17 protein-coding genes are annotated in these 18,915 nt (G+C 65.5%); all 17 read right to left on the reverse strand.

Annotated elements, in window-relative coordinates:
• Nucleotides 1-178: 178 nt before the first annotated feature.
• Entirely contained in the window at nt 179-2,281 is a 2,103-nt protein-coding gene (flhA, locus tag L0U81_RS15310; protein WP_233803944.1) for a flagellar biosynthesis protein FlhA, read from the reverse strand.
• Nucleotides 2,278-3,501: a flagellar biosynthesis protein FlhB gene (gene flhB / locus L0U81_RS15315; protein ID WP_233803946.1), complete on the reverse strand. Its 1,224-nt coding sequence runs from the start codon at nt 3,499-3,501 to the stop codon at nt 2,278-2,280. Before flhB ends, flhA begins: the two co-directional genes overlap by 4 nt.
• A 175-nt stretch (nt 3,502-3,676) precedes the next feature.
• On the reverse strand, nt 3,677-4,999 hold the full coding sequence (locus L0U81_RS15320) for a DUF3443 domain-containing protein (protein WP_233803948.1): 1,323 nt from the start codon (nt 4,997-4,999) through the stop codon (nt 3,677-3,679).
• Between the two features lie 14 nt (nt 5,000-5,013).
• Complete coding sequence (locus tag L0U81_RS15325) at nt 5,014-5,562, reverse strand: DUF2844 domain-containing protein (RefSeq protein WP_233803950.1); 549 nt, start codon at nt 5,560-5,562, stop codon at nt 5,014-5,016.
• Between the two features lie 261 nt (nt 5,563-5,823).
• Nucleotides 5,824-6,534, reverse strand: a complete 711-nt coding sequence (gene cheZ, locus L0U81_RS15330) for a protein phosphatase CheZ (protein ID WP_233803952.1) — start codon at nt 6,532-6,534, stop codon at nt 5,824-5,826.
• A 1-nt stretch (nt 6,535) separates the two neighbouring features.
• Nucleotides 6,536-6,931: a chemotaxis response regulator CheY gene (cheY, locus tag L0U81_RS15335; protein WP_233803954.1), complete on the reverse strand. Its 396-nt coding sequence runs from the start codon at nt 6,929-6,931 to the stop codon at nt 6,536-6,538.
• A gap of 61 nt (nt 6,932-6,992) precedes the next feature.
• Nucleotides 6,993-8,081 carry a protein-glutamate methylesterase/protein-glutamine glutaminase gene (locus L0U81_RS15340; RefSeq protein ID WP_233804362.1) on the reverse strand — a complete coding sequence of 363 codons (1,089 nt, stop codon included), beginning with the start codon at nt 8,079-8,081 and terminating at the stop codon, nt 6,993-6,995.
• 5 nt (nt 8,082-8,086) lie between these two features.
• Complete coding sequence (cheD, locus tag L0U81_RS15345) at nt 8,087-8,800, reverse strand: chemoreceptor glutamine deamidase CheD (protein WP_233803957.1); 714 nt, start codon at nt 8,798-8,800, stop codon at nt 8,087-8,089.
• The gene (locus tag L0U81_RS15350) at nt 8,797-9,759 is read right to left on the reverse strand and encodes a CheR family methyltransferase (protein WP_233803959.1); all 963 of its coding nucleotides are present in this window, start codon (nt 9,757-9,759) and stop codon (nt 8,797-8,799) included. The genes cheD and L0U81_RS15350 overlap by 4 nt, the downstream gene beginning before the upstream one ends.
• A gap of 204 nt (nt 9,760-9,963) precedes the next feature.
• A complete protein-coding gene (locus tag L0U81_RS15355) occupies nt 9,964-11,838 on the reverse strand; it encodes a methyl-accepting chemotaxis protein (protein ID WP_233803961.1) in 1,875 nt (624 codons plus the stop codon).
• Nucleotides 11,839-11,877: 39 nt separating this feature from the next.
• Nucleotides 11,878-12,411 carry a chemotaxis protein CheW gene (locus tag L0U81_RS15360; RefSeq protein WP_027199210.1) on the reverse strand — a complete coding sequence of 178 codons (534 nt, stop codon included), beginning with the start codon at nt 12,409-12,411 and terminating at the stop codon, nt 11,878-11,880.
• 78 nt (nt 12,412-12,489) lie between these two features.
• Nucleotides 12,490-14,844, reverse strand: coding sequence for a chemotaxis protein CheA (gene cheA / locus L0U81_RS15365; RefSeq protein WP_233803963.1), 2,355 nt, complete (start codon nt 14,842-14,844; stop codon nt 12,490-12,492).
• A 103-nt stretch (nt 14,845-14,947) separates the two neighbouring features.
• Nucleotides 14,948-15,325, reverse strand: coding sequence for a response regulator (locus L0U81_RS15370; RefSeq protein ID WP_233803965.1), 378 nt, complete (start codon nt 15,323-15,325; stop codon nt 14,948-14,950).
• 51 nt (nt 15,326-15,376) lie between these two features.
• Entirely contained in the window at nt 15,377-16,387 is a 1,011-nt protein-coding gene (gene motB, locus L0U81_RS15375; RefSeq protein ID WP_233803967.1) for a flagellar motor protein MotB, read from the reverse strand.
• Between the two features lie 22 nt (nt 16,388-16,409).
• Nucleotides 16,410-17,270, reverse strand: coding sequence for a flagellar motor stator protein MotA (gene motA, locus L0U81_RS15380; protein WP_233803969.1), 861 nt, complete (start codon nt 17,268-17,270; stop codon nt 16,410-16,412).
• Nucleotides 17,271-17,406: 136 nt separating this feature from the next.
• Nucleotides 17,407-18,057, reverse strand: a complete 651-nt coding sequence (gene flhC / locus L0U81_RS15385) for a flagellar transcriptional regulator FlhC (protein ID WP_233803971.1) — start codon at nt 18,055-18,057, stop codon at nt 17,407-17,409.
• Nucleotides 18,057-18,377 (reverse strand): flagellar transcriptional regulator FlhD, encoded by a 321-nt coding sequence (gene flhD, locus L0U81_RS15390; RefSeq protein ID WP_233803973.1) that lies wholly within the window; start codon nt 18,375-18,377, stop codon nt 18,057-18,059. The genes flhC and flhD overlap by 1 nt, the downstream gene beginning before the upstream one ends.
• Nucleotides 18,378-18,915 lie beyond the last annotated feature (538 nt).

Genomic DNA, 18,915 nt, shown 5'->3' on the forward strand with positions numbered 1-18,915 from the left:
GCGAAAGGTGTCGAGCGACGATCGATGGATAAAGACCGTTAAAGGTCGGCAATTCGTGCGATGGACATACAGCAGCCACATTGCTTGATGAGCCCGGGAGAGGCGCGCAAACGAAAACCGGCGCCCCACTGGAGCGCCGGTTTGGCTGCTGCCTGCAACCACAAGCGAGCGGACTTCGTCAGCCGTGCGCGCCGATCAGATTCACCACCTTGACGCTGCGCGTATCGGGCACTTCCGCATACGACAGCACCTTCAGCTGCGGCAGGCTGCGGCGCAGGAAGCGCGCCAGCATCGGCCGCAGCGCATGCTGCACGAGCAGGACCGGAGCGAGCCCCAGGTTCTGCTGACGCGTCATCGCCTTCTGTGTTTCGGTGAGCAGCGTATTGGCGAGACCCGGCTCGAGGCCCGGGTTCGGTCCGGTCGATAGCGCCTGCGACAGCACCCGTTCGAGGTTGGCGTCGAGGCCCATCACCTGCATGTCGCCGGTGCCCGGGAACCACTGCTGCGTGATCGCGCGACCGAGCGCGAGGCGCACCGCGGCGGTGAGTTCGTGCGCGTCGGTGATCTTCGTCGCGTGCTCGGACAGCGCTTCGAGGATCGTGCGCATATCGCGGATCGGCACGCCTTCTTCGAGCAGGTTTTGCAGCACCTTCTGCAACGTGGTGAACGGCAGCACCTTCGGCACCAGATCGTCGACGAGCGACGGCGTGTCCTTCTGCATCCGCTCGATGAGCGCCTGCACCTCGCGGCGACCGAGCAGTTCCGACGCGTGCGTGACGACCAGATGATTCAGGTGCGTCGCGACCACCGTGCTCGAATCGACGACCGTGTAGCCGTACACCTGCGCCTGTTCGCGCAGGTTCGTATCGATCCAGATCGCCGGCAGGCCGAACGCCGGGTCATGGGTCGGCGTGCCCGGCAGCGCGGCCGATACCTGGCCGGGGTTGATCGCGAGCCACAGCCCCGGATACGCCTCGCCCGAGCCGACCTCGACACCCTTGAGCGCAATGCGATAGCCGTTCGGCCGCAATTCGAGGTTGTCGCGGATATGAATGACCGGCGGCAGGAAGCCGATCTCCTGCGCGAACTTCTTGCGGATGCTCTTGATCCGCTTCAGCAGTTCGCCGTCGGAGTTCTTGTCGACGAGCGGAATCAGCCGGTAGCCGACTTCGAGGCCGAGCGCGTCGATCATCGTCACGTCGTCCCAGCTCGCCTCGGCGTTTTCGACCGGCGCCAGCGCGGCCGGCGTGACGTCGACGTGCGCCGGCGCGTTCTTGCGATCCTCGGCGCGCTTCTTCATCGTGCGGCCGAGCTGGATCAGGCCGCCGCCGAGAACCAGGAACGCGAAGTGCGGCATGCCCGGAATCAGACCCATCAGCACGAGGATGCAGCCGGTGATCATCAGCACGCGCGGATTCGTGAACAGCTGGCCGGTCAGCTGCGTGCCGATGTCCTCGTTGGTCGCGACGCGCGACACGATCACGCCGGCCGCCGTCGAAATCACGAGCGACGGAATCTGCGCGACGAGGCCGTCGCCGATCGTCAGCAGCGTGTAGTTCTTGCCCGCCGCCGCAAAACTCATGTCGTGCTGGACCATACCGACGATCAGCCCGCCGACGATGTTGATCACCATGATCAGCAGACCGGCGATCGCATCGCCGCGCACGAACTTGCTCGCACCGTCCATCGAGCCGTAGAACTCGGCTTCCTGCGAGACTTCCGCGCGACGCTTGCGGGCCTGTTCTTCGTTGATGAGGCCGGCGTTCAGATCGGCGTCGATCGCCATCTGCTTGCCGGGCATCGCGTCGAGCGTGAAGCGCGCGGACACTTCTGCGATCCGCCCCGCGCCCTTCGTGATCACCATGAAGTTGATCACCATCAGGATGATGAAGACGACGATACCGACCGCGAAGTTGCCGCCCACGAGGAAGTGGCCGAACGACTCGATCACCTGGCCGGCCGCGTCTGGCCCGGTATGGCCTTCGAGCAGCACGACCCGCGTCGACGCCACGTTCAGCGACAGCCGCAGCAGCGTCGAGAACAGCAGCACGCTTGGGAACGCGGCGAAGTCGAGCGGCTTCATCGTGTACATGCTGACGAGCAGCACCATCACCGACAGCGCGATGTTGAAGGTGAACAGCAGGTCGAGCAGGAACGGCGGCAACGGCAGAATCATCATGCCGAGGATCATGCAGATCAGCACCGGCCCGGCGAGGGCGCGCAGGTTGGTGCTGTTCAAGGCATCCGGCCGTCGGGCGAGGAAACCGGCGCGAGCGTTCATGCGGAGGCTCCCTTATTGTCGTTGCTCGGGTCGTCGTTGGCGGGGTTCAGCGTGTCGGCGGCTTCGTCGGCGGCGTCTTCGTCCGACACCCCGCCCTTGTCGAGTTCGGGCGGCACGTCGAGTTCGGTCGGCGCGACCGGGGCGTCGCCGCCTTCGGACTTGTAGCGGCGCAACTGATAGACCCACGCGAGCACTTCCGCGACCGCGCCATACAGCGGCCCCGGAATCTCGCGATTCAGATCGACGTTGTGATAAAGCGCCCGCGCGAGCGGCGGCGCTTCGAGCAGCGGCACGTTGTTTTCGGCGGCGATCTCGCGAATCCGCGCGGCCACGAGGTTCACGCCCTTCGCGACCACCTTCGGCGCGCGCATCTCGCCGTCCGCGTATTGCAGCGCGACGGCGAAGTGCGTCGGGTTCGTCACGACCACGTCGGCCTTCGGCACCTGCGCCATCATGCGGCGCCGCGCGATCGCGCGCTGCTGCTGGCGAATCTTGCCCTTGATGTGCGGATCGCCTTCGCTCTCACGATGCTCGCGCTTCACTTCTTCCTTCGTCATGCGCAGCTTCTTGTGGAACGTCCACAGCTGGTAGGGCACGTCGAGCGCGGCCACCGCGAACATGCCGGCCACCGTCATGCCGCAGCACACCGCGATCAGATGCACGGAATTGGCGAGCGCGAGATTGAGCGGCTGCGTCGCGAGCGCGAGGAATTGCTCATGGCGATTCCAGATCGCCGTCCCGCCGATGAGGCCTACCACGAGCGTCTTCGCGAGCGACATGCCGAGCTGGATCGGCCCGTTGATCGAAAACATCCGGCTGAGACCCTCGATCGGATTCAGCCGGCTGAACTTCGGTTCGAGCCCTTTCGCCGACAGCAGCCAGCCGCCGAGCGCCATCGGCGCGAGCAAGGCGGCAAGTCCGGTCATGGCGAGGATCGGCAGTAGCGCATAGAGTCCTTCGCGGCTCGCGGCGCCCGCGCCGATCAGCATGCGGCTCGTGTCGAACGCGCTGGCGTGGTTGAACGTGAGCGACGCACGCAGCATGTTCTGCAAATGATCGCCGATGCTGTCGGACATGCCCCACACGCCATAGAACCCGGCCGCAAGCAGCGCGAAGGTCGACAGCTCCCGCGAACGCACGATCTGCCCCTCCTCGCGCGCCTTCTGCAGGCGCCGAGGGGTGGCGGATTCGGTTTTTTCGAGGTCGCTGTCCTCTGCCACAAAGCTCTCCGGTCGGCCGAGGCACCACGCCTCTTTCCAGTGAGAGCGATTATTCCCGCTCGACGCAAGCGCCGATCGGCGGATAAGGGCGGAGAAACGGGGGTATTTCGACGGATGACCGGACGGCTTGCGCGTGTCTCACGCACGCCGTCCGGCATCGGATCGACGCGCGGCTTCAGTAGGCGACGTAGGGCGAGGCGCCGCCGCTCGCGGTCTGATCGAGGTGGTAGTAGACGTAGCGGCCGTAGAAGAACGGCAGACCGAGGTCGAAGCTGGTGTTGCCGCTGATCTGGCCGGCGAGGTCGTTGAACGCGTAGCTGGTGCCGCTGGCGAACAGCGTCTGCGCATTCAGGATGCCGATGTTCGCGGCTGCCGACACGTTGTTCAATCCCACCAGCGTGACCGTGCGGGTCTGCGCCGACGACGGGCAATAGAAGCCCGAGAATTGGCTGCCGCACTGCGCGAGCGTGCTATCGCCGAAGAAATAAGCGTTCGAGCCGGAATCGAGGAACGCCGGGGCAGTCGTGCCGTTGAAGGTGCTGTTGAGGTCGCCAGAGGTGTCGGTCGTGAAGACCTGCGACGCGGCAAGCGCGTTGTTCCCCTGCGTGCCGATGCCGAACACGAGCGTGCCGGTCGCTGACGCGGCGCCGGTGTCCGACACGGGCGCCATCTGCACGATCACGCCGTTGTTGTCGACCGGGAAGCTCGCGACCGGATTGGTGACCTGTTGCGTGAGCTGGACCGCGGTGCGCGTGCACGAGGTGCCGTTCGGGCAGGCGTAGTAGTTGCTGGACTTCAACGCTGCCACTGCGTCCGCGCACGTCGCGCCGCAGTCGTTCGGCGCTGTGCCGACGCCGAGAATGCCGTTCGAGCCGAGATCGCTGACCGTGTTTTCGGCCGAGCCCATGCCGCTGCAGCTCGTGGGTATCGTGCTCGCGGCTTTGTCGCCGATGATCTGCAGCGGGATGCTGCTGGTGGTCGTTTCCTGGCCGATCGTAACGGTCGCGGTGCGCACCGAGCCCCACGTATAACCGTCCGCGAACGTCGCGCACTCGGCGAGCTGCGCGCCGCTGCTGGCGATCGTGCTGACCGGCAGCGCGCTGAGCAGCGTCTGATTGATCACCGAGCTGACCACGCGCAAGCCGAACGAGCCGGTGTCGAGCTGGATGTTGTTGATCGTCTGGCAGTTGGAAGTCGAGCCCGGCGCGCAGATCGTCACGCTGACGGTCGGTATGTTGATGACGCCGGCCGCGCCCTGGCCGACCGTGATCAGCACCGCGTTCACGCCGTTCGGGGTGATCGGCTGCTGGGTCGGGCTGGCCGGCAGCGAACCGCCGTTAAGCCCCGACGCGCTGCCGCCGCCGGAACTGGAGTTGCTGCTGCTGTTGCTGCTACTGCCGCCTCCTCCGCCGCAGGCGACGAGCGCCGCGGTGAGCACCACGGCAAGCATGGCCTGCATCCAGCCTTTGAGTTTCGCGCTCGTGTGCATGGTTCGCATCGTTGTCCTCGCCGTTACTGGATGTCGGAACCGCTGACGCCGGATGGCAGCGCGGACGGCAGCCACGCGACGCCGGTGAACGCGCCCATGTGGCCGCCCGAGTGCACCACGAGAGCGCTGTCAACGACGCTGACCGGCCCACGCGCATTGCCGCGCGCGGCCCGTACGGCCTTCACGCCTGCCACGTACTGCGGGAAATAACTGCCGAGCAGATCGCTGAGATCCGGCATTTGCGGACCGCGCCAGGCAATGCCGAATACGGCGCCGCTCGTGGAGAGATATTCGCGCACCACGGTGCCGTTGCCGAACGTGGTCTCGCGTACTGTGTAGGACGTCGATGTGGAAGACGTGGAGGACGCCGCGCTCGATTCAGAGCGCATCACACTTTGCGTTGCACCGCCGGCGGGCTGCACCACGCGGGATGACACCGAGGCGTCGGAGGGCGGTGTGAGCGGCGCGCTGCCCAATGCCGCATGGGCGGACTGTGCGGCGGCGAAAGCCAATAACGAACAGGGCAAAACCAGCGCCGTGACTTTCCCGGCGCGACAAACGCGACTCCACATAACGATGCTCCTCCCGAGCTGCGGCGCGCCCCGCCGACTCCGCGAACCGGCCGCATATAGGCAGATGGTACGGAACCGCCTCGGCCGCAACCCCGAGGGGGCTCGCGCACCGGGCAACCGCCCGGCGTTACGCCGGCCGGGCGCCGTACCGCTTTGACCTCGTAGTATGCCTGCGGATTCTTTCAGGCAGTAGAAGGCGTGATTGGCGCGAAGCGCATGCCAACCGTCAGCCCGGCATGCTCGCCGGGCCGAATCAGCCGATCAGAAGCCGAGGCTCGCGAGCAGATCGTCGACCTGCGATTGATCCTGCACCACGTCCGTCTTGCCTTCCGGATTGATCTGCGGACCGTTGAGCAGATGTTCGGGACTGCCCGTCGACGACACCTCGGCCTTGAGAGCCGCTGCGTGCGCCGCGAACTGCTCGCGCCGTTCGAGCGCGATGTTCTCGACCAGCACGCCGAGCAGTTGCTGCTCGATCAGATAGACGACCTCGGTGATCTTCTTGATCACCTGGCCGGTCAGATCCTGGAAATCCTGCGCAAGCATGATCTCCATCAGCTGCGAGTTGGTCGCACTGGTCGCCTCGGGCACGCCGCGCAGGAAGGCGCGCGTGTCGTTCATCAGCGCGCGCACTTCCTCGCGATCGATCGGCGCCGCGTACCACTGCTCCCAGCGCGCGTCGAGCGCGCCCGCGTCCTGCTGCAACTGCTCCTGGACCGGCTTCGCGATGTCGATCGCCGACAGCACGCGCTCGGCGGCCTGCTCGGTCATGTTGGCGATGTACTTCAGACGATCGCGCGCATCGGGCACGGCTTCGGCCGCACGCTCGACGTGCTTGTCGAGCCCGAGCTCGCGCATCGAATCGCGCAGCGTTCGCGTCAGTTGTCCGATGCGCGCGAGGATGCGGTCCGACGCGAAGTCGCCGCTGTCGTTGCTCGCTTCGGCGCCAGGCGTTTGGGTCGGCGGCGTCACGTCAGCTCCCGGCTTTCGCCATCTTCTCGAGAATCTTGTTGAGCTTCTCGTCGAGCGTCGCGGCCGTGAACGGCTTGACGACGTAACCGCTCGCGCCGGCCTGCGCCGCCGCGATGATGTTTTCCTTCTTCGACTCGGCCGTCACCATCAGCACCGGCAGGTGCGCCAGGCTCGCGTCGGCGCGGATTTCCTTCAGCATCGCGAGACCGTCGAGGTTCGGCATGTTCCAGTCCGAGATCACGAACTCGTAGCTGCCGCTGCGCAGACGCGCGAGACCAGCCATGCCGTCTTCGGCCTCGTCGACGTTCGAGTAGCCCAGTTCCTTGAGCAGGTTGCGGACGATCCGGCGCATCGTCGGAAAATCGTCAACCACCAGAATCTTCATTCCCTTGTCCATTTCTTTCCCTTTGCTTGATCCATGTTGCGGCATTCGACCGCGTCATCCCATCCGGAACGCATCATACCCGCTGAACGCGGTCGCCCATCGACGACAAACGCGCCATCACGCGCCGGCTCATGTCCGGCAGCGCGGCGATTTCGTCGGCTGCGCCGAGTGCGATCGCCTCGCGCGGCATGCCGAACACGATGCAGCTCGCTTCGTCCTGCGCCAGCGTATAGGCGCCGGCCTTCTTCATCTCCAGCAGACCGGCCGCGCCGTCGCGGCCCATGCCGGTCAGAATCACGCCGACCGCGTTCTTGCCCGCATGCTGTGCGGCCGAGCGGAACAGCACATCGACCGACGGACGATGCCGGTTCACCGGCGGGTCGTCGGACAGGTGCGCAATATAGTTCGCGCCGCTCCTCGCGAGCAACAGATGCGCGTGGCCCGGCGCGATGTACGCGTGCCCCGGCAACACTCGCTCGCCGTGCTCTGCTTCTTTAACGGTAATCCGGCATAAACCATTGAGGCGTTGCGCGAAAGATTTCGTAAACCCCGGCGGCATGTGCTGCGCGATCAGCACCGCGGGCGCATCGGGCGGCAACGGCACCAGTACTTCGCGGATCGCCTCGGTGCCGCCCGTCGACGCACCGACGATGACCAGCTTCTCGGTACTCAGGAGCGGGTTGTTGAAAAGCGGCGCGGAGCCGACCGGCGCTTGCGCGGCCTGCGCGGCCGCTTGCTGCGCGGGCGCGGCCTGGCGCACGCGCGCGCGGGCCGCCGCGCGAACCTTGTCGGCCAGTTTTTCCGCGTAGTCGAGCATGCCGTCGCGAATGCCGACCTTCGGCTTGGTCACGAAATCGACCGCGCCGAGTTCGAGCGCGCGCAGCGTGATTTCGTTGCCGCGCTCGGTCAGCGACGACACCATCACGACCGGCATCGGCCGCAGGCGCATCAGCTTCTCGAGAAAATCGAGGCCGTCCATGCGCGGCATTTCGACGTCGAGCGTCAACACATCCGGGTTGTGCTGCTTGATGAGCTCGCGCGCGACGAGCGGATCGGGCGCCGTCGCCACCACCGTCATGTCCGGCTGGCCATTGATGATCTCGGTCATCAGGCTGCGGATCAGCGCCGAATCGTCGACGCACAATACCTTGATCTTTTGCACAGCGCTCACGCCTCCTCTGTGGTTCTGGCGTTGTTGGAATAAGTCGGGCGCGGGCTCGCGCCGAACAGTTCGATTCTCGGCCGCGCGGCGGCCGGCGACGCGAACAGCTCGACCCGCTGGCGCGCAGCGGCGAGCCGCTCGGCACGCGCTTCAGCGCTTTGCCGCACGAGCGCCTGCTCGCGCTCGGCCACGCCCGCTTCCTGCTGCAAGCGCAATTTCTTCACCATCACCTGGCCGGTGCGCGGCATGAACGCAACCTTGCGAGGATGCGAGCCCTGCAGGTCCTCGGCGACGATGCGGATCTTTTCGGTGGCCAGATAGCGGCGCACGAACTCCGAGTTGCGATCGCCGATGTTCATCGTCGTCATGCCGGCGAGCACCGCGCCGCCGCCGAACACCTTGGCCTCGAAGCGCTCGCGTCGCCCGCCCGCCTTGATCAGTTCGTTGATCAGCACTTCCATCGCGTACGCGCCGTAGCGCATCGAGTCCGACGCGGCGTGCGCGACGTCAGCGCCGTCGTCGGGCAGCATGAAGTGATTCATGCCGCCGATGCCCGCGGTGCGGTCCTGAATGCAGGCCGCGACGCACGAGCCAAGCACGGTCACGAGCACCATGTCTTCGCTCGTCGTGTAGAACTCGTTGGGCAACAGCTTCACGCCGGGGCGCTGGAAGTGGTTGTCGTAGTACAGGTTCGAAGCGATCGGCAGCGCGCTGCTCATGCGGCCACCCCGCTCGGTTGAAGCGCGCCATGCGCGTTAGCGCGCGACGGCGCGCGAGCGCCGCCTGCGTCGCGCGCCAGTTCATAGACGGTCTGGCCGCGCAGCCGGAACATCTCCGTCACGTACGTGAAGTTTTCCGAATGGCCGGCAAACAGCAGACCGCCCGCTTTCATCAGCGGCTCGAAGCGCGTGAGCACCTGCGCCTGCGTCGGCTTGTCGAAATAGATCATCACGTTGCGGCAGAAAATCGCGTCGAACTGCGTGCGCAACTGGTAATCGCGATCGGTCAGGTTCAGTTGCTCGAAGCGCACTAGCGCGCGCACTTCGGGACGCACCTTGACCATCCCCGCATGCGCGCCCGTGCCCTTCAGGAAGAAGCGCTTCAGGCGCTCGGGCGAGAGATGCTTGACCTGGTCGAACTGGTAGACGCCGGCCTCGGCCTTCGCGAGCACCTGGGTGTCGATGTCGGTCGCGAGCACCGACGCCTGGCGCGCGCCGCTCTCGCCGAGCGCTTCGATCAGCGTCATCGCGATCGAGTACGGCTCCTCGCCCGTCGACGCCGCCGAGCACCACACGGACACGGGTTGCGCGCGGCGCGGCACGAACTCGGCGAGGATCGGAAAGTGATGCGCTTCGCGGAAAAACGCGGTCAGGTTCGTGGTCAGCGCATTCGTGAACGCTTCCCACTCGGCCGGATCGTTTTCCGCTTCGAGCAGATCGAGATACTGGCGGAACGTATCGATGCCGCGCGCGCGCAAGCGGCGCGCGAGGCGGCTATACGCCATGTCGCGCTTGTGGTCCGACAGCGAGATGCCCGCCGCGCGATGGATCAGATCGCGGATGCGGGCGAAATCCGCCGCCGTGAATTCGAAATCGCGCCCGGTCTCGACGGACCTGGCCGGCTCTGTCCGCTCAGGCGCGGCCCGGGCGGGGCGTTGTGGTGCGCGCGTTGCCATCATGAAAATTCCTGTCTGCGATATGAGCCATCACGCTTGCCACCCAGCGGGACTGCCTGGGGGGAAGGAATCGTCTTCGCGGGGTCGCGCCTTCCCGCGAGTGTCATCGACCTACGGCCGGCTCGCGGCACGCGGGGCGCGCGTGCTTCGATGCTTCGCCCATCTGCGGGCGCGATGCCGGTTGACCACATGTCACTCTGCCGTTGCCTAGAAGGTTTCCCAGTCCGCGTCCGAGCTTGCGCTCGCCGTGCTTGCCGCAGAGGCGCGCGTGGGCGTGTCGGTCTTGACGCGAGTCGTGGCTGCGGCCGGCCTGGGTTTCAGTGCCGGTTCAACGCGTGCGGCTGCGTCATGCGGGGCCGGGGCCGTCGCTGCCGCCGCGGTTGCCGTCGTTGCGTTGCCGGCAGGCGTTGCGTGGCTCGCGCCGGCTGCGTTTGCCGGAGTCGCGCCGCTCGCCGCTTGCGGTCTTGCTTTGGCGAACTGCGCGGGCGTCTGCGTACGCGCCGCCGGTGCGCTCTGGCGCGCCGGTGCGCCGGGCACCTTCCAGCCGCTCAGCACCGCCTGCAACTGCTGCGTCTGGTCTTCGAGCGACGCCGCCGCGGCCGCCGCCTGCTCAACCAGCGCCGCATTCTGCTGCGTCACCGAATCCATCTGCACGACCGCGCGATTGACCTGCTCGATGCCGCCCGACTGCTCTTCCGATGCCGCGCTGATCTCGCCCATGATGTCGGTCACGCGACGCACCGCCTGGACGATTTCGTCCATCGTCGTACCCGCACGGCCGACCAGCTCGGAGCCGCTCTTCACCTTGTCGGCCGAATCGCCGATCAGCTCCTTGATCTCCTTGGCGGCGCTCGCGCTGCGCTGCGCGAGGCTGCGCACTTCGCCCGCGACCACCGCGAAGCCGCGGCCCTGCTCGCCGGCGCGCGCGGCTTCGACCGCCGCGTTCAGCGCGAGGATGTTGGTCTGGAAGGCGATGCCCTCGATCACGCCGATGATGTCGACAACCTTGTTCGAGCTGGTCGCGATCTCCTGCATCGTCGTGACGACCTGGCTCACCACGTCGCCACCGCGCGTCGCGATGTCCGACGCGTTGACCGCGAGCTGGCTCGCCTGGCGCGCGTTCTCGGTGTTCTGCCGCACGGTGCCCGTCAGCTGATCCATGCTCGATGCGGTTTCCTGCAGCGACGCGGCCTGCTGCTCAGTGCGCTGCGACAGATCGGTGTTGCCCATCGCGATTTCGCGCGCGCCGGTGTCGATCGATTCGGTGCCGCTGCGCACCGCGCGCAGCATCGTCGCGAGGCTGTCCTGCATCCGTTTGATGCCCGCGAACAGACGGCCGATTTCATTGCCGCTATATGCGTCGACCGTACCGGACAGATCGCCCGCGGCGATCCGCTCGAAGCACGCGGTCGCGTCGGCCAGCGGCTGCACGATGAGCCCGCGCAGCGCGAAGCGGATGCCCACCACCACCAGCAGCGCGACCGCCGTGACCGCGCCGATCAGCGTGATCATCAGCGACGCGTTCGACTGCGCGCTCGCCTCCTGATCGGCCACGCTCTGGCGCAGGGCCTGGATCACCGTTGCCGCGGCCGCGTCGTAGGCGATGAACATCGGACTGATCTTCGTGTCCGCGACCGCGTGATACGCGTCGAGATTGTTCGCGTTCAACGCGGCGAATTCGACGTCGACGCCGTCGTGCATCACCGTCGTGTGCTTGGCGAGCACATCGTCGAGCAAGGCCTGATCGACGCCGTGCTTCGGCGCGTCGAGATACGTCTGCCAGCTCTGATTGCCCTTGCCGAGCAACTCCTGCGCGCGATTGAGCACCTTCTTCGCCTCGTCCGCGTTGCCGGCGGCCGTCAGCGTGTTGAAGCGGTCGATCGCGATGCGCGAGCGCAGCAGATACGCGGACGCATCGTCGAGCGCATGAATCGCGACCAGCTCGCCGCGCGCGATACGATCGAGCGAACCGCTCGCGCGATTCAGCGCGGTCAGCCCGAGCGCGCCGACCACCACGGTCAGCGCTACCAGAAGAGTCCCCACTATCGTCAGCGACGTGCGGATCGACCACCTGCTCAGCATCTTGATGCTCCCTTTGCTGTGTTCCGTTGCAGCCTGTCGTTAAACGCCGAGCGTTTCCATCAGCGACATTTCGGAGCTGGTCATCAGCTTCTCGATGTCCATCAGGATCAGCATGCGGCCGTCGACCGTGCCGAGACCGGTCAGGTACTCGGTGGTCAGCGTCGCGCCGAACTCCGGCGCCGGCATGATCTGATCGACCGCGAGCGTGAGCACGTCCGACACGCCGTCCACCACCATCCCGACCACGCGATGCGCGACGTTCAGGATGATCACGACGGTCTGATGGTCGTACTCGACGCGGCCCAGATGGAACTTGATGCGCATGTCGACGATCGGCACGATGATGCCGCGCAGGTTGATCACGCCCTTGATGAACTCGGGCGCGTTGGCGATGCGCGTCACGTTGTCGTAGCCGCGGATTTCCTGCACCTTCAGGATGTCGATGCCGTACTCTTCCGCGCCGAGCGTGAAGACGAGGAATTCCTGACCGCCGGCGTCCGCCTGCGCGTCGCGGCGGCCATTCGTACCGCTCGCGTTTGCGACGCTCGAATTGATGGATTGGACTTCTGCCACGTTAGCCCCCAAACGGTTGGGATGAATTGAGTTGAAGTTGTGTTGCGTTGTCTGTCAATGCCGCGTTTAACGCGCGCGTCATGCGAAGCTCATCGCCTGATGCGCCTGCGCATGCCCATGTGCATGACGCGTTTCGCGGTTCAGCGCCGCAACGTCCACGATCAGCGCGACGCTGCCGTCGCCGAGAATGGTCGCAGCGGAAATCCCGTGCACCTTGCGGTAATTCGTTTCCAGATTCTTCACGACCACCTGCTGCTGGCCGACGAGTTCGTCGATCAGCATCGCGAAGCGCCGTCCCTCGGTCTGCATGATCGTGACGATGCCCTGGGTCGGCTCCTGCTTCGCGTCCGACACGTTGAACACCTCATGCAGCGCGACGAGCGGCAGGTATTCGCCACGCACGCGCACCACGCGTTCACCGTTGGCGACCGTGTAGATGTCTTCGGCTCGCGGCTGCAGCGACTCCATCACGAAGTTCAGCGGCAGGATGAAGATCTCGTTGCCGATTTTCACCGACATGCCGTCGAGAATCGCGAGCGTGAGCGGCAACACGATGCGCGTGGTGCTGCCCTTGCCCGCGTGCGACGTGATCTCGACGTGACCGCCCATCGACTGGATGTTGCGCTTCACCACATCCATGCCGACGCCGCGGCCCGACACGTCGGTAACCTGCTCGGCCGTCGAGAAGCCCGGCAGGAAGATCAGGTTCCAGACTTCCTCGTCGGTCATCGTTTCGCTGACCTGCATGCCCTGCTTCGCAGCCTTGGCGAGAATCTTGTCGCGGCGCAGGCCGGCGCCGTCATCGCTGACCTCGATGACGATGTTGCCGCCGTGGTGCGCCGCCGACAGCACCAGCTGACCGGTCGAGTCCTTGCCTGCCGCGCGCCGCGCCTCCACGGTTTCGATGCCGTGGTCGAGGCTGTTGCGCACGAGGTGCGTCAACGGATCGATGATCCGTTCGATGAGGCTCTTGTCGAGTTCGGTCGCCTGACCGAAGGTGACGAGTTCGACCTCCTTGCCGAGTTTCGCCGCGAGATCGCGCACCAGACGCGGGAAGCGGCTGAACACGTAATCCATCGGCATCATGCGGATCGACATCACCGCTTCCTGCAGATCGCGCGCGTTGCGCTCGAGTTGCGCCATGCCGTTAAAGAGCCGGTCGTGCAACGCCGGATCGAACGTGCTGGTGGTCTCCGCGAGCATGGCCTGCGTGATCACCAGCTCACCGACCAGGTTGATCAGCTGATCGACCTTCTCGACGCCGACGCGAATCGAGCTGCCTTCGCCACCGGCCGCCGCGGCGGCCGGACGGGCCGCCTTGCGGTCCTGGTCGGCGGATGCGGTGGAAGCCGGCTTGGCCGCTGCCTGGGCCGCGGCGAGTGCCGCTGCCGTCGGCTCGGCGCTGCCCGCGCTTGCGGGCGCAGCGGTTTGGACCGCTGGGGCCGCCGATGCCGCGGGCTCCGCGTGGATGACCGGATGCGCTTGCGCCTGCGCCGCCGGAGCGGCGGGCACGACATGCGCGGCCGGCGCCGGTGTCTGGGCGGCAGCGTCGGGCGTTCCAGGTTCGCCCTGCTGCGCGTCGTCTGCCGGCGCGGTGCCGCGGCCGATCGTGATCTGACTTTCGTCGATCACGAAGCAGCACACGGCGATGATGTCGTCGGAGGGTACGTCGCTCGCCAGCCACAGCATCAGATCGCTGCCGCTCTTGACCTGCCCGACGATATTGCCCAGGTTGCCCAGCTCTTCCGTCAGCAGTTCCTGGTCTTTCTCTCCCACGCCCCGTAGCGTAATTTTCAGATGAGGCCCGGCGCCGTCGGCCGTGCCCGCGGCTTGCCCGGTCTGCGCCGGTTCGCCGCCCCCCCATTCGCCCGCCGCCTGCACCGCCTGTTCGACGACGTGTTCGGGCGGGATGCCGCCTGGCTCCTGTACTGCCGTTGTTTGTGCTGCTGTTTGGGTTGTTGTTGGCTGTGCTGCCGCGGGCGCGGCCGGCGCGGCTTCGACGATCGCAGCCGCGGCTGCCGGCGCCGGTGCGCCGCCCATGCGGCTTTCCGCATGCAGTTGCTCGAGCTTCGCGCAGATCGCGCGTGCCACCGCCGCATCTGGCTCGGCGCTCGCGCGATAGTCGGCGAGCTGGCCGGACAGCACGTCCTTGGTTTCGAGGAACGTGTCGATCATGTCCTTGCGCAGCACCAGCTCGTTGTTGCGCGCCCGATCGAGCAGCGACTCGAGAATGTGCGTCGTCTCGGTCAGCGCGGTAAAGCCGAACGTCGCCGCGCCGCCCTTGATCGAATGCGCAGCGCGGAAGATCGCCGCAAGGTCTTCGGGGTCCGGGCGGGCCACGTCGAGATTGAGCAGCAACTGCTCCATCTGCGCGAGCAGTTCGTCCGCTTCGTCGAAGAACGTCTGATAGAACTGTGTGATATCGAGTGTCATGCCTGGTTCACCGCGAGAGTGCCTGTCTGGCGTGAGCTGCCGTGCAGCCGCGTCGAGAGCTATCTGTCTGTACTGGGTCTAAAGGTGGCGTCGATTGCGCGGATCACGCCGGGTCCGGCTCGGACAGCGCTGCCACCAGCTCGGTCAGCATGTCCGGGTCGAGCGGCTTTTCGATCCAGCCAGTCGCGCCCGCCGCGCGCGCCGCCTCTTTGAAGGGTTCGCCCGATTCCGTCGTGAGGACGAGGATGGGCGTCGCCTGATAGGCCGGATTTCCGCGCAACGCGGTGATCAGATCGAGACCGGTCTTGCCGGGCATGTGCTGGTCGGTCAACACCAGATCGAACGCCATCGAGAGCGCGTTTTCGAGCCCTTCGTTGCCGTCCGCCGCGAGCGTGACCTCATAGCCGGCACCCGTCAGCGTCGCGGCGAGGATTTGCCGCATCGATGCCGAGTCGTCCACTGCCAGGATGTGCCTGATCATGAAAACCTCGCTGCGCTTAACACTGTGCCGCGGCCCGGCGGCCGCGACCTGTTACTGGGCCGCCGGCGCTGCCGCCGGCAACTTCGGTGCAACCGTCACCGGCTGCGCAAGTTTTTGCAGCAGCGGCTTCGAGCCGGCTGCGTCGTCCGACAAGGTCGTCGTCGTGGAGTCGTCGTGATCGAGCGCCTCCTCGGACTTCCTGTTCAGCACGATGATGCTGATGCGGCGGTTCTCCGGATCGAGCGGGTCCGCCTTGTTCAGGTTCTGCGTCGACGCGAGGCCGAGCACCCGCATCACCTTCGCTTCGTCCATGCCGCCGGCAATCAGCTCGCGCCGCGAAGCGTTGGCGCGATCGGCCGACAGCTCCCAGTTGCTATAGCCCTTGTCGCCGCCCGCGTACGGCACCGCGTCGGTGTGGCCCTGCACGATGATGCGGTTCGGCACGTCGTTCAGCGTATGGCCGATCTCGCGCAGAATGTCGCGCATGTACGGCTCGACGACGTCGCGCGCGGTCGCGAACATCGGCCGCTTCTGCGAGTCGACGATCTCGATGCGCAAGCCGGTCAACGTCGAGTCGATGCGGATCTGCTGCTTGAACTGGCGCAGCACCGGGTTCGCCTCGATCGCGGCCATCAGCTTGACCTGCAGGTCGTGCAGACGCACCTGTTCCTGGCGTTCCAGCGCGCCTGTCAACTGCTTCACCGCGTCGTCGTTGTTATGCGACGCGGTGCGCTCGGCGCGGCTGCTGCTGCCGTCGGTCGAGCGGGTCACGCCCTGCGCGTCGGTGGAGATGTCGCGCCCGCCGCCCTTCAGGATGCTCGAATCTTCGGCGCTGCGATCGCCGCCCCACAGCGTGATCTTCAGCGGCTGGTTGAAGTAGTCGGCGATGCCTTTCAGCTGCACGGTGGAGGCCGAGCTCAGCAGCCACATCAGCAGGAAGAACGCCATCATCGCGGTCATGAAGTCCGCGTACGCGAGCTTCCACGCGCCGCCGTGATGACCGGCCTTTTTGGGCGAAGCGCGCTTGACAACGATTGCGCGGTCTTTGTCCTTGCTGCTCATCGGTTCGCTTCCTGTCGCCTTCTTATTTCGCCTTGACGCGGCGCACGTGCTCTTCGAGTTCGGCGAACGACGGGCGCTCGGTCGAGAAGAGCACCTTGCGGCCGAACTCGACCGCAATGGCGGGCGCGTAGCCGTTCAGACTCGCGAGGATCGTCACCTTGATGCACTGGAACATCTTGGTCGACTCGGTCACGCGCTGCTCGGCGACGCTCGCGAGCGGCCCGATCAGCCCGTACGAAAGCAGAATGCCGAGGAAGGTACCGACGAGCGCCTGCGCGATCATCTCGCCGAGCACCGCGGGCGGCTTGTCGGCCGAGGCCATCGTGTGCACCACGCCCATCACCGCGGCGACGATACCGAACGCCGGCATCGCATCGCCGACCTTGGTCAGCGCGTGCGCGGGCGCCTCGCCTTCCTGGTGGTGCGTCTCGATCTCCTCGTCCATCAGGCTTTCGATCTCGAACGCGTTCATGTTGCCGCCGACCATCAGCCGCAGGTAGTCGGTCAGGAACTCGATGATGTGCTTGTCGGCGAGGATCTTCGGATACTGCGTGAAGATCGGACTCTTCGACGGATCATCGATGTCGGCTTCGAGCGTCAGCGTGCCTTCCTTGCGCGCTTTCGCGAGCAGCACGTACAGGAGCCCCATCAGCTCCATGTAGACGTCCTTGTTGTACTTCGCGCCCTTGAACAGGGTCGGAATGACGCGCAGCGTCGCCTTGATCGTCTTCATCCCGTTGCCGAGAATGAACGCGCCGAGTCCAGCGCCGACGATCATCAGCACTTCAACGGGTTGCAGCAGCGCGCCGAGATGGCCGCCTTCCAGCGCGTAACCGCCGAAAACGGACAACAGCGTCACGAGTGTTCCCACGAAAATCAGCACTGCCGAGCCCTCACAAAGAAGCGACGGTCACCGTCGTTAGTCTGGTTTACGGCACCGCAGCGGAAAACTTTGGGGGAAAAGGGGGCGCTCGGGTCCGGTGTAAACCAGAGGCTTGCGCCCCATCAACGCGTGCCGCTTAGAGCTCGACGGTCTCGAGAGTTTTGAGCGCGGGGGCGATGCAGAGGGCCTCGTGAGCCCGAGCGTCGGCCCCTTGCGGCGCTTGCGCCGGGACCGTGGGAACAGCGATATTCCGCTCGGCCCGTGTTTGCGCCGCCTTCTTCGTCTTGCCCGCGCGCGACGGCGGCTGGCACAACCCGCAAACGAACGCGTGCTGCGGATCGTGTGCGTGCGCGACGAAGTGGCCGCTGCAGCGGCGGCAGGCGCTCATCTGCAGCATGCCCGAGTCGAAGAAGCGCACCAGCGTCCACGCGCGCGTGAGACTGAGCACCGGCTCGTCGTCATGCAACTGGACGTGCTCGAGGTACAGCCGGTAGCTCTTCACGATCGATTCGATCGCGCGGCAGCCGCCGTGACCGGCCATAAAGCGGTAGATGTTGTAGAACAGCGAGGAATGAAAGTTCGGCTGCCAGGTCATGAACCAGTCGGTCGAGAACGGCAGCATGCCCTTGGGCGGCGATACCCCTTTCAATTCCTTGTAGAGCTTGATGAGCCGGTCGCGCGACAGGCTGGTTTCCGCCTCCAGCAATTGCAGACGCGCACCCAGTTCGATCAGCTCGATCGCGAGAGTGATTTCCCGGACTTCGAGTACGACGCTTTTGGTGGCCATCAGCCGAGGTGCTCGACCGGCTGACTCGCCATCAAAATCGCCGAATGCGCATGCGCGATCGCACTGGGCTTGTCCTTGTCCGCGAGGGCGGACAGCACCGCGTGATCGTCGAAGCGGAAGCGGCACAGCATCTGGTTGGACGCCGCGAGCTTGACGGTTTGCGCCAAGGACAGATTGGCTATCACGTCGGCCAGCTGGTCCGAAATACCCATGCGGAACATGCCCATCGGCTTGTCTTCGCGCAGCAGACGCTGGGCAAGCAGCAGATAGGAAAGATTCACTTCCCTGATCTCACTGAGCATTTGGCTGGTCGCGCTCATGATTTCCCCTGTACGTATGCCCGGCTGGTCAGGCCGTTTTTTTGCGGAAACGTTTGCCCGGGCGCGCGCAATGAATCCGCGCGAATCGGCTCGTTTCTGGTCTTGCAAGCATTGTGTCGAAAGGGGACACAGCCGAAAATCGGAGAGACACCCCACCTGGCTGCCGGATTAATCCGTCATTTGTGTAGGAATTTTTCCTACAACTCCGGCTGTAGTGAGGTGCAAATTGGGAAAAAACGATGCGCGCAACGGAACTTACGATGCGCGCTGGGAATATTTACGGGTGCGGCACGTACTAAATGGTGAGTTTTCGAAACTTCACGGCCGCACCGTAAAACGGTCGAAGCGGATTATAAGACCTTTTCACTCGCCCGCAATGTGGCTCGGTTAGAGGCCTTTGCCGATTCATCCCCCCGGGTCCGCCGCTTGCTACTGTGCATTCCGCTTGTTGAGCGCTTGCTCAAGCCGCTGGGATTGTGCGTCCCGATTATCGGGACGGCCCGTGTTTGAACCCCGCTCGGGAGCTGTAACGGCCCAT

The organism is Paraburkholderia sp. HP33-1 (assembly GCF_021390595.1).
Classification (GTDB): Bacteria; Pseudomonadota; Gammaproteobacteria; order Burkholderiales; family Burkholderiaceae; genus Paraburkholderia.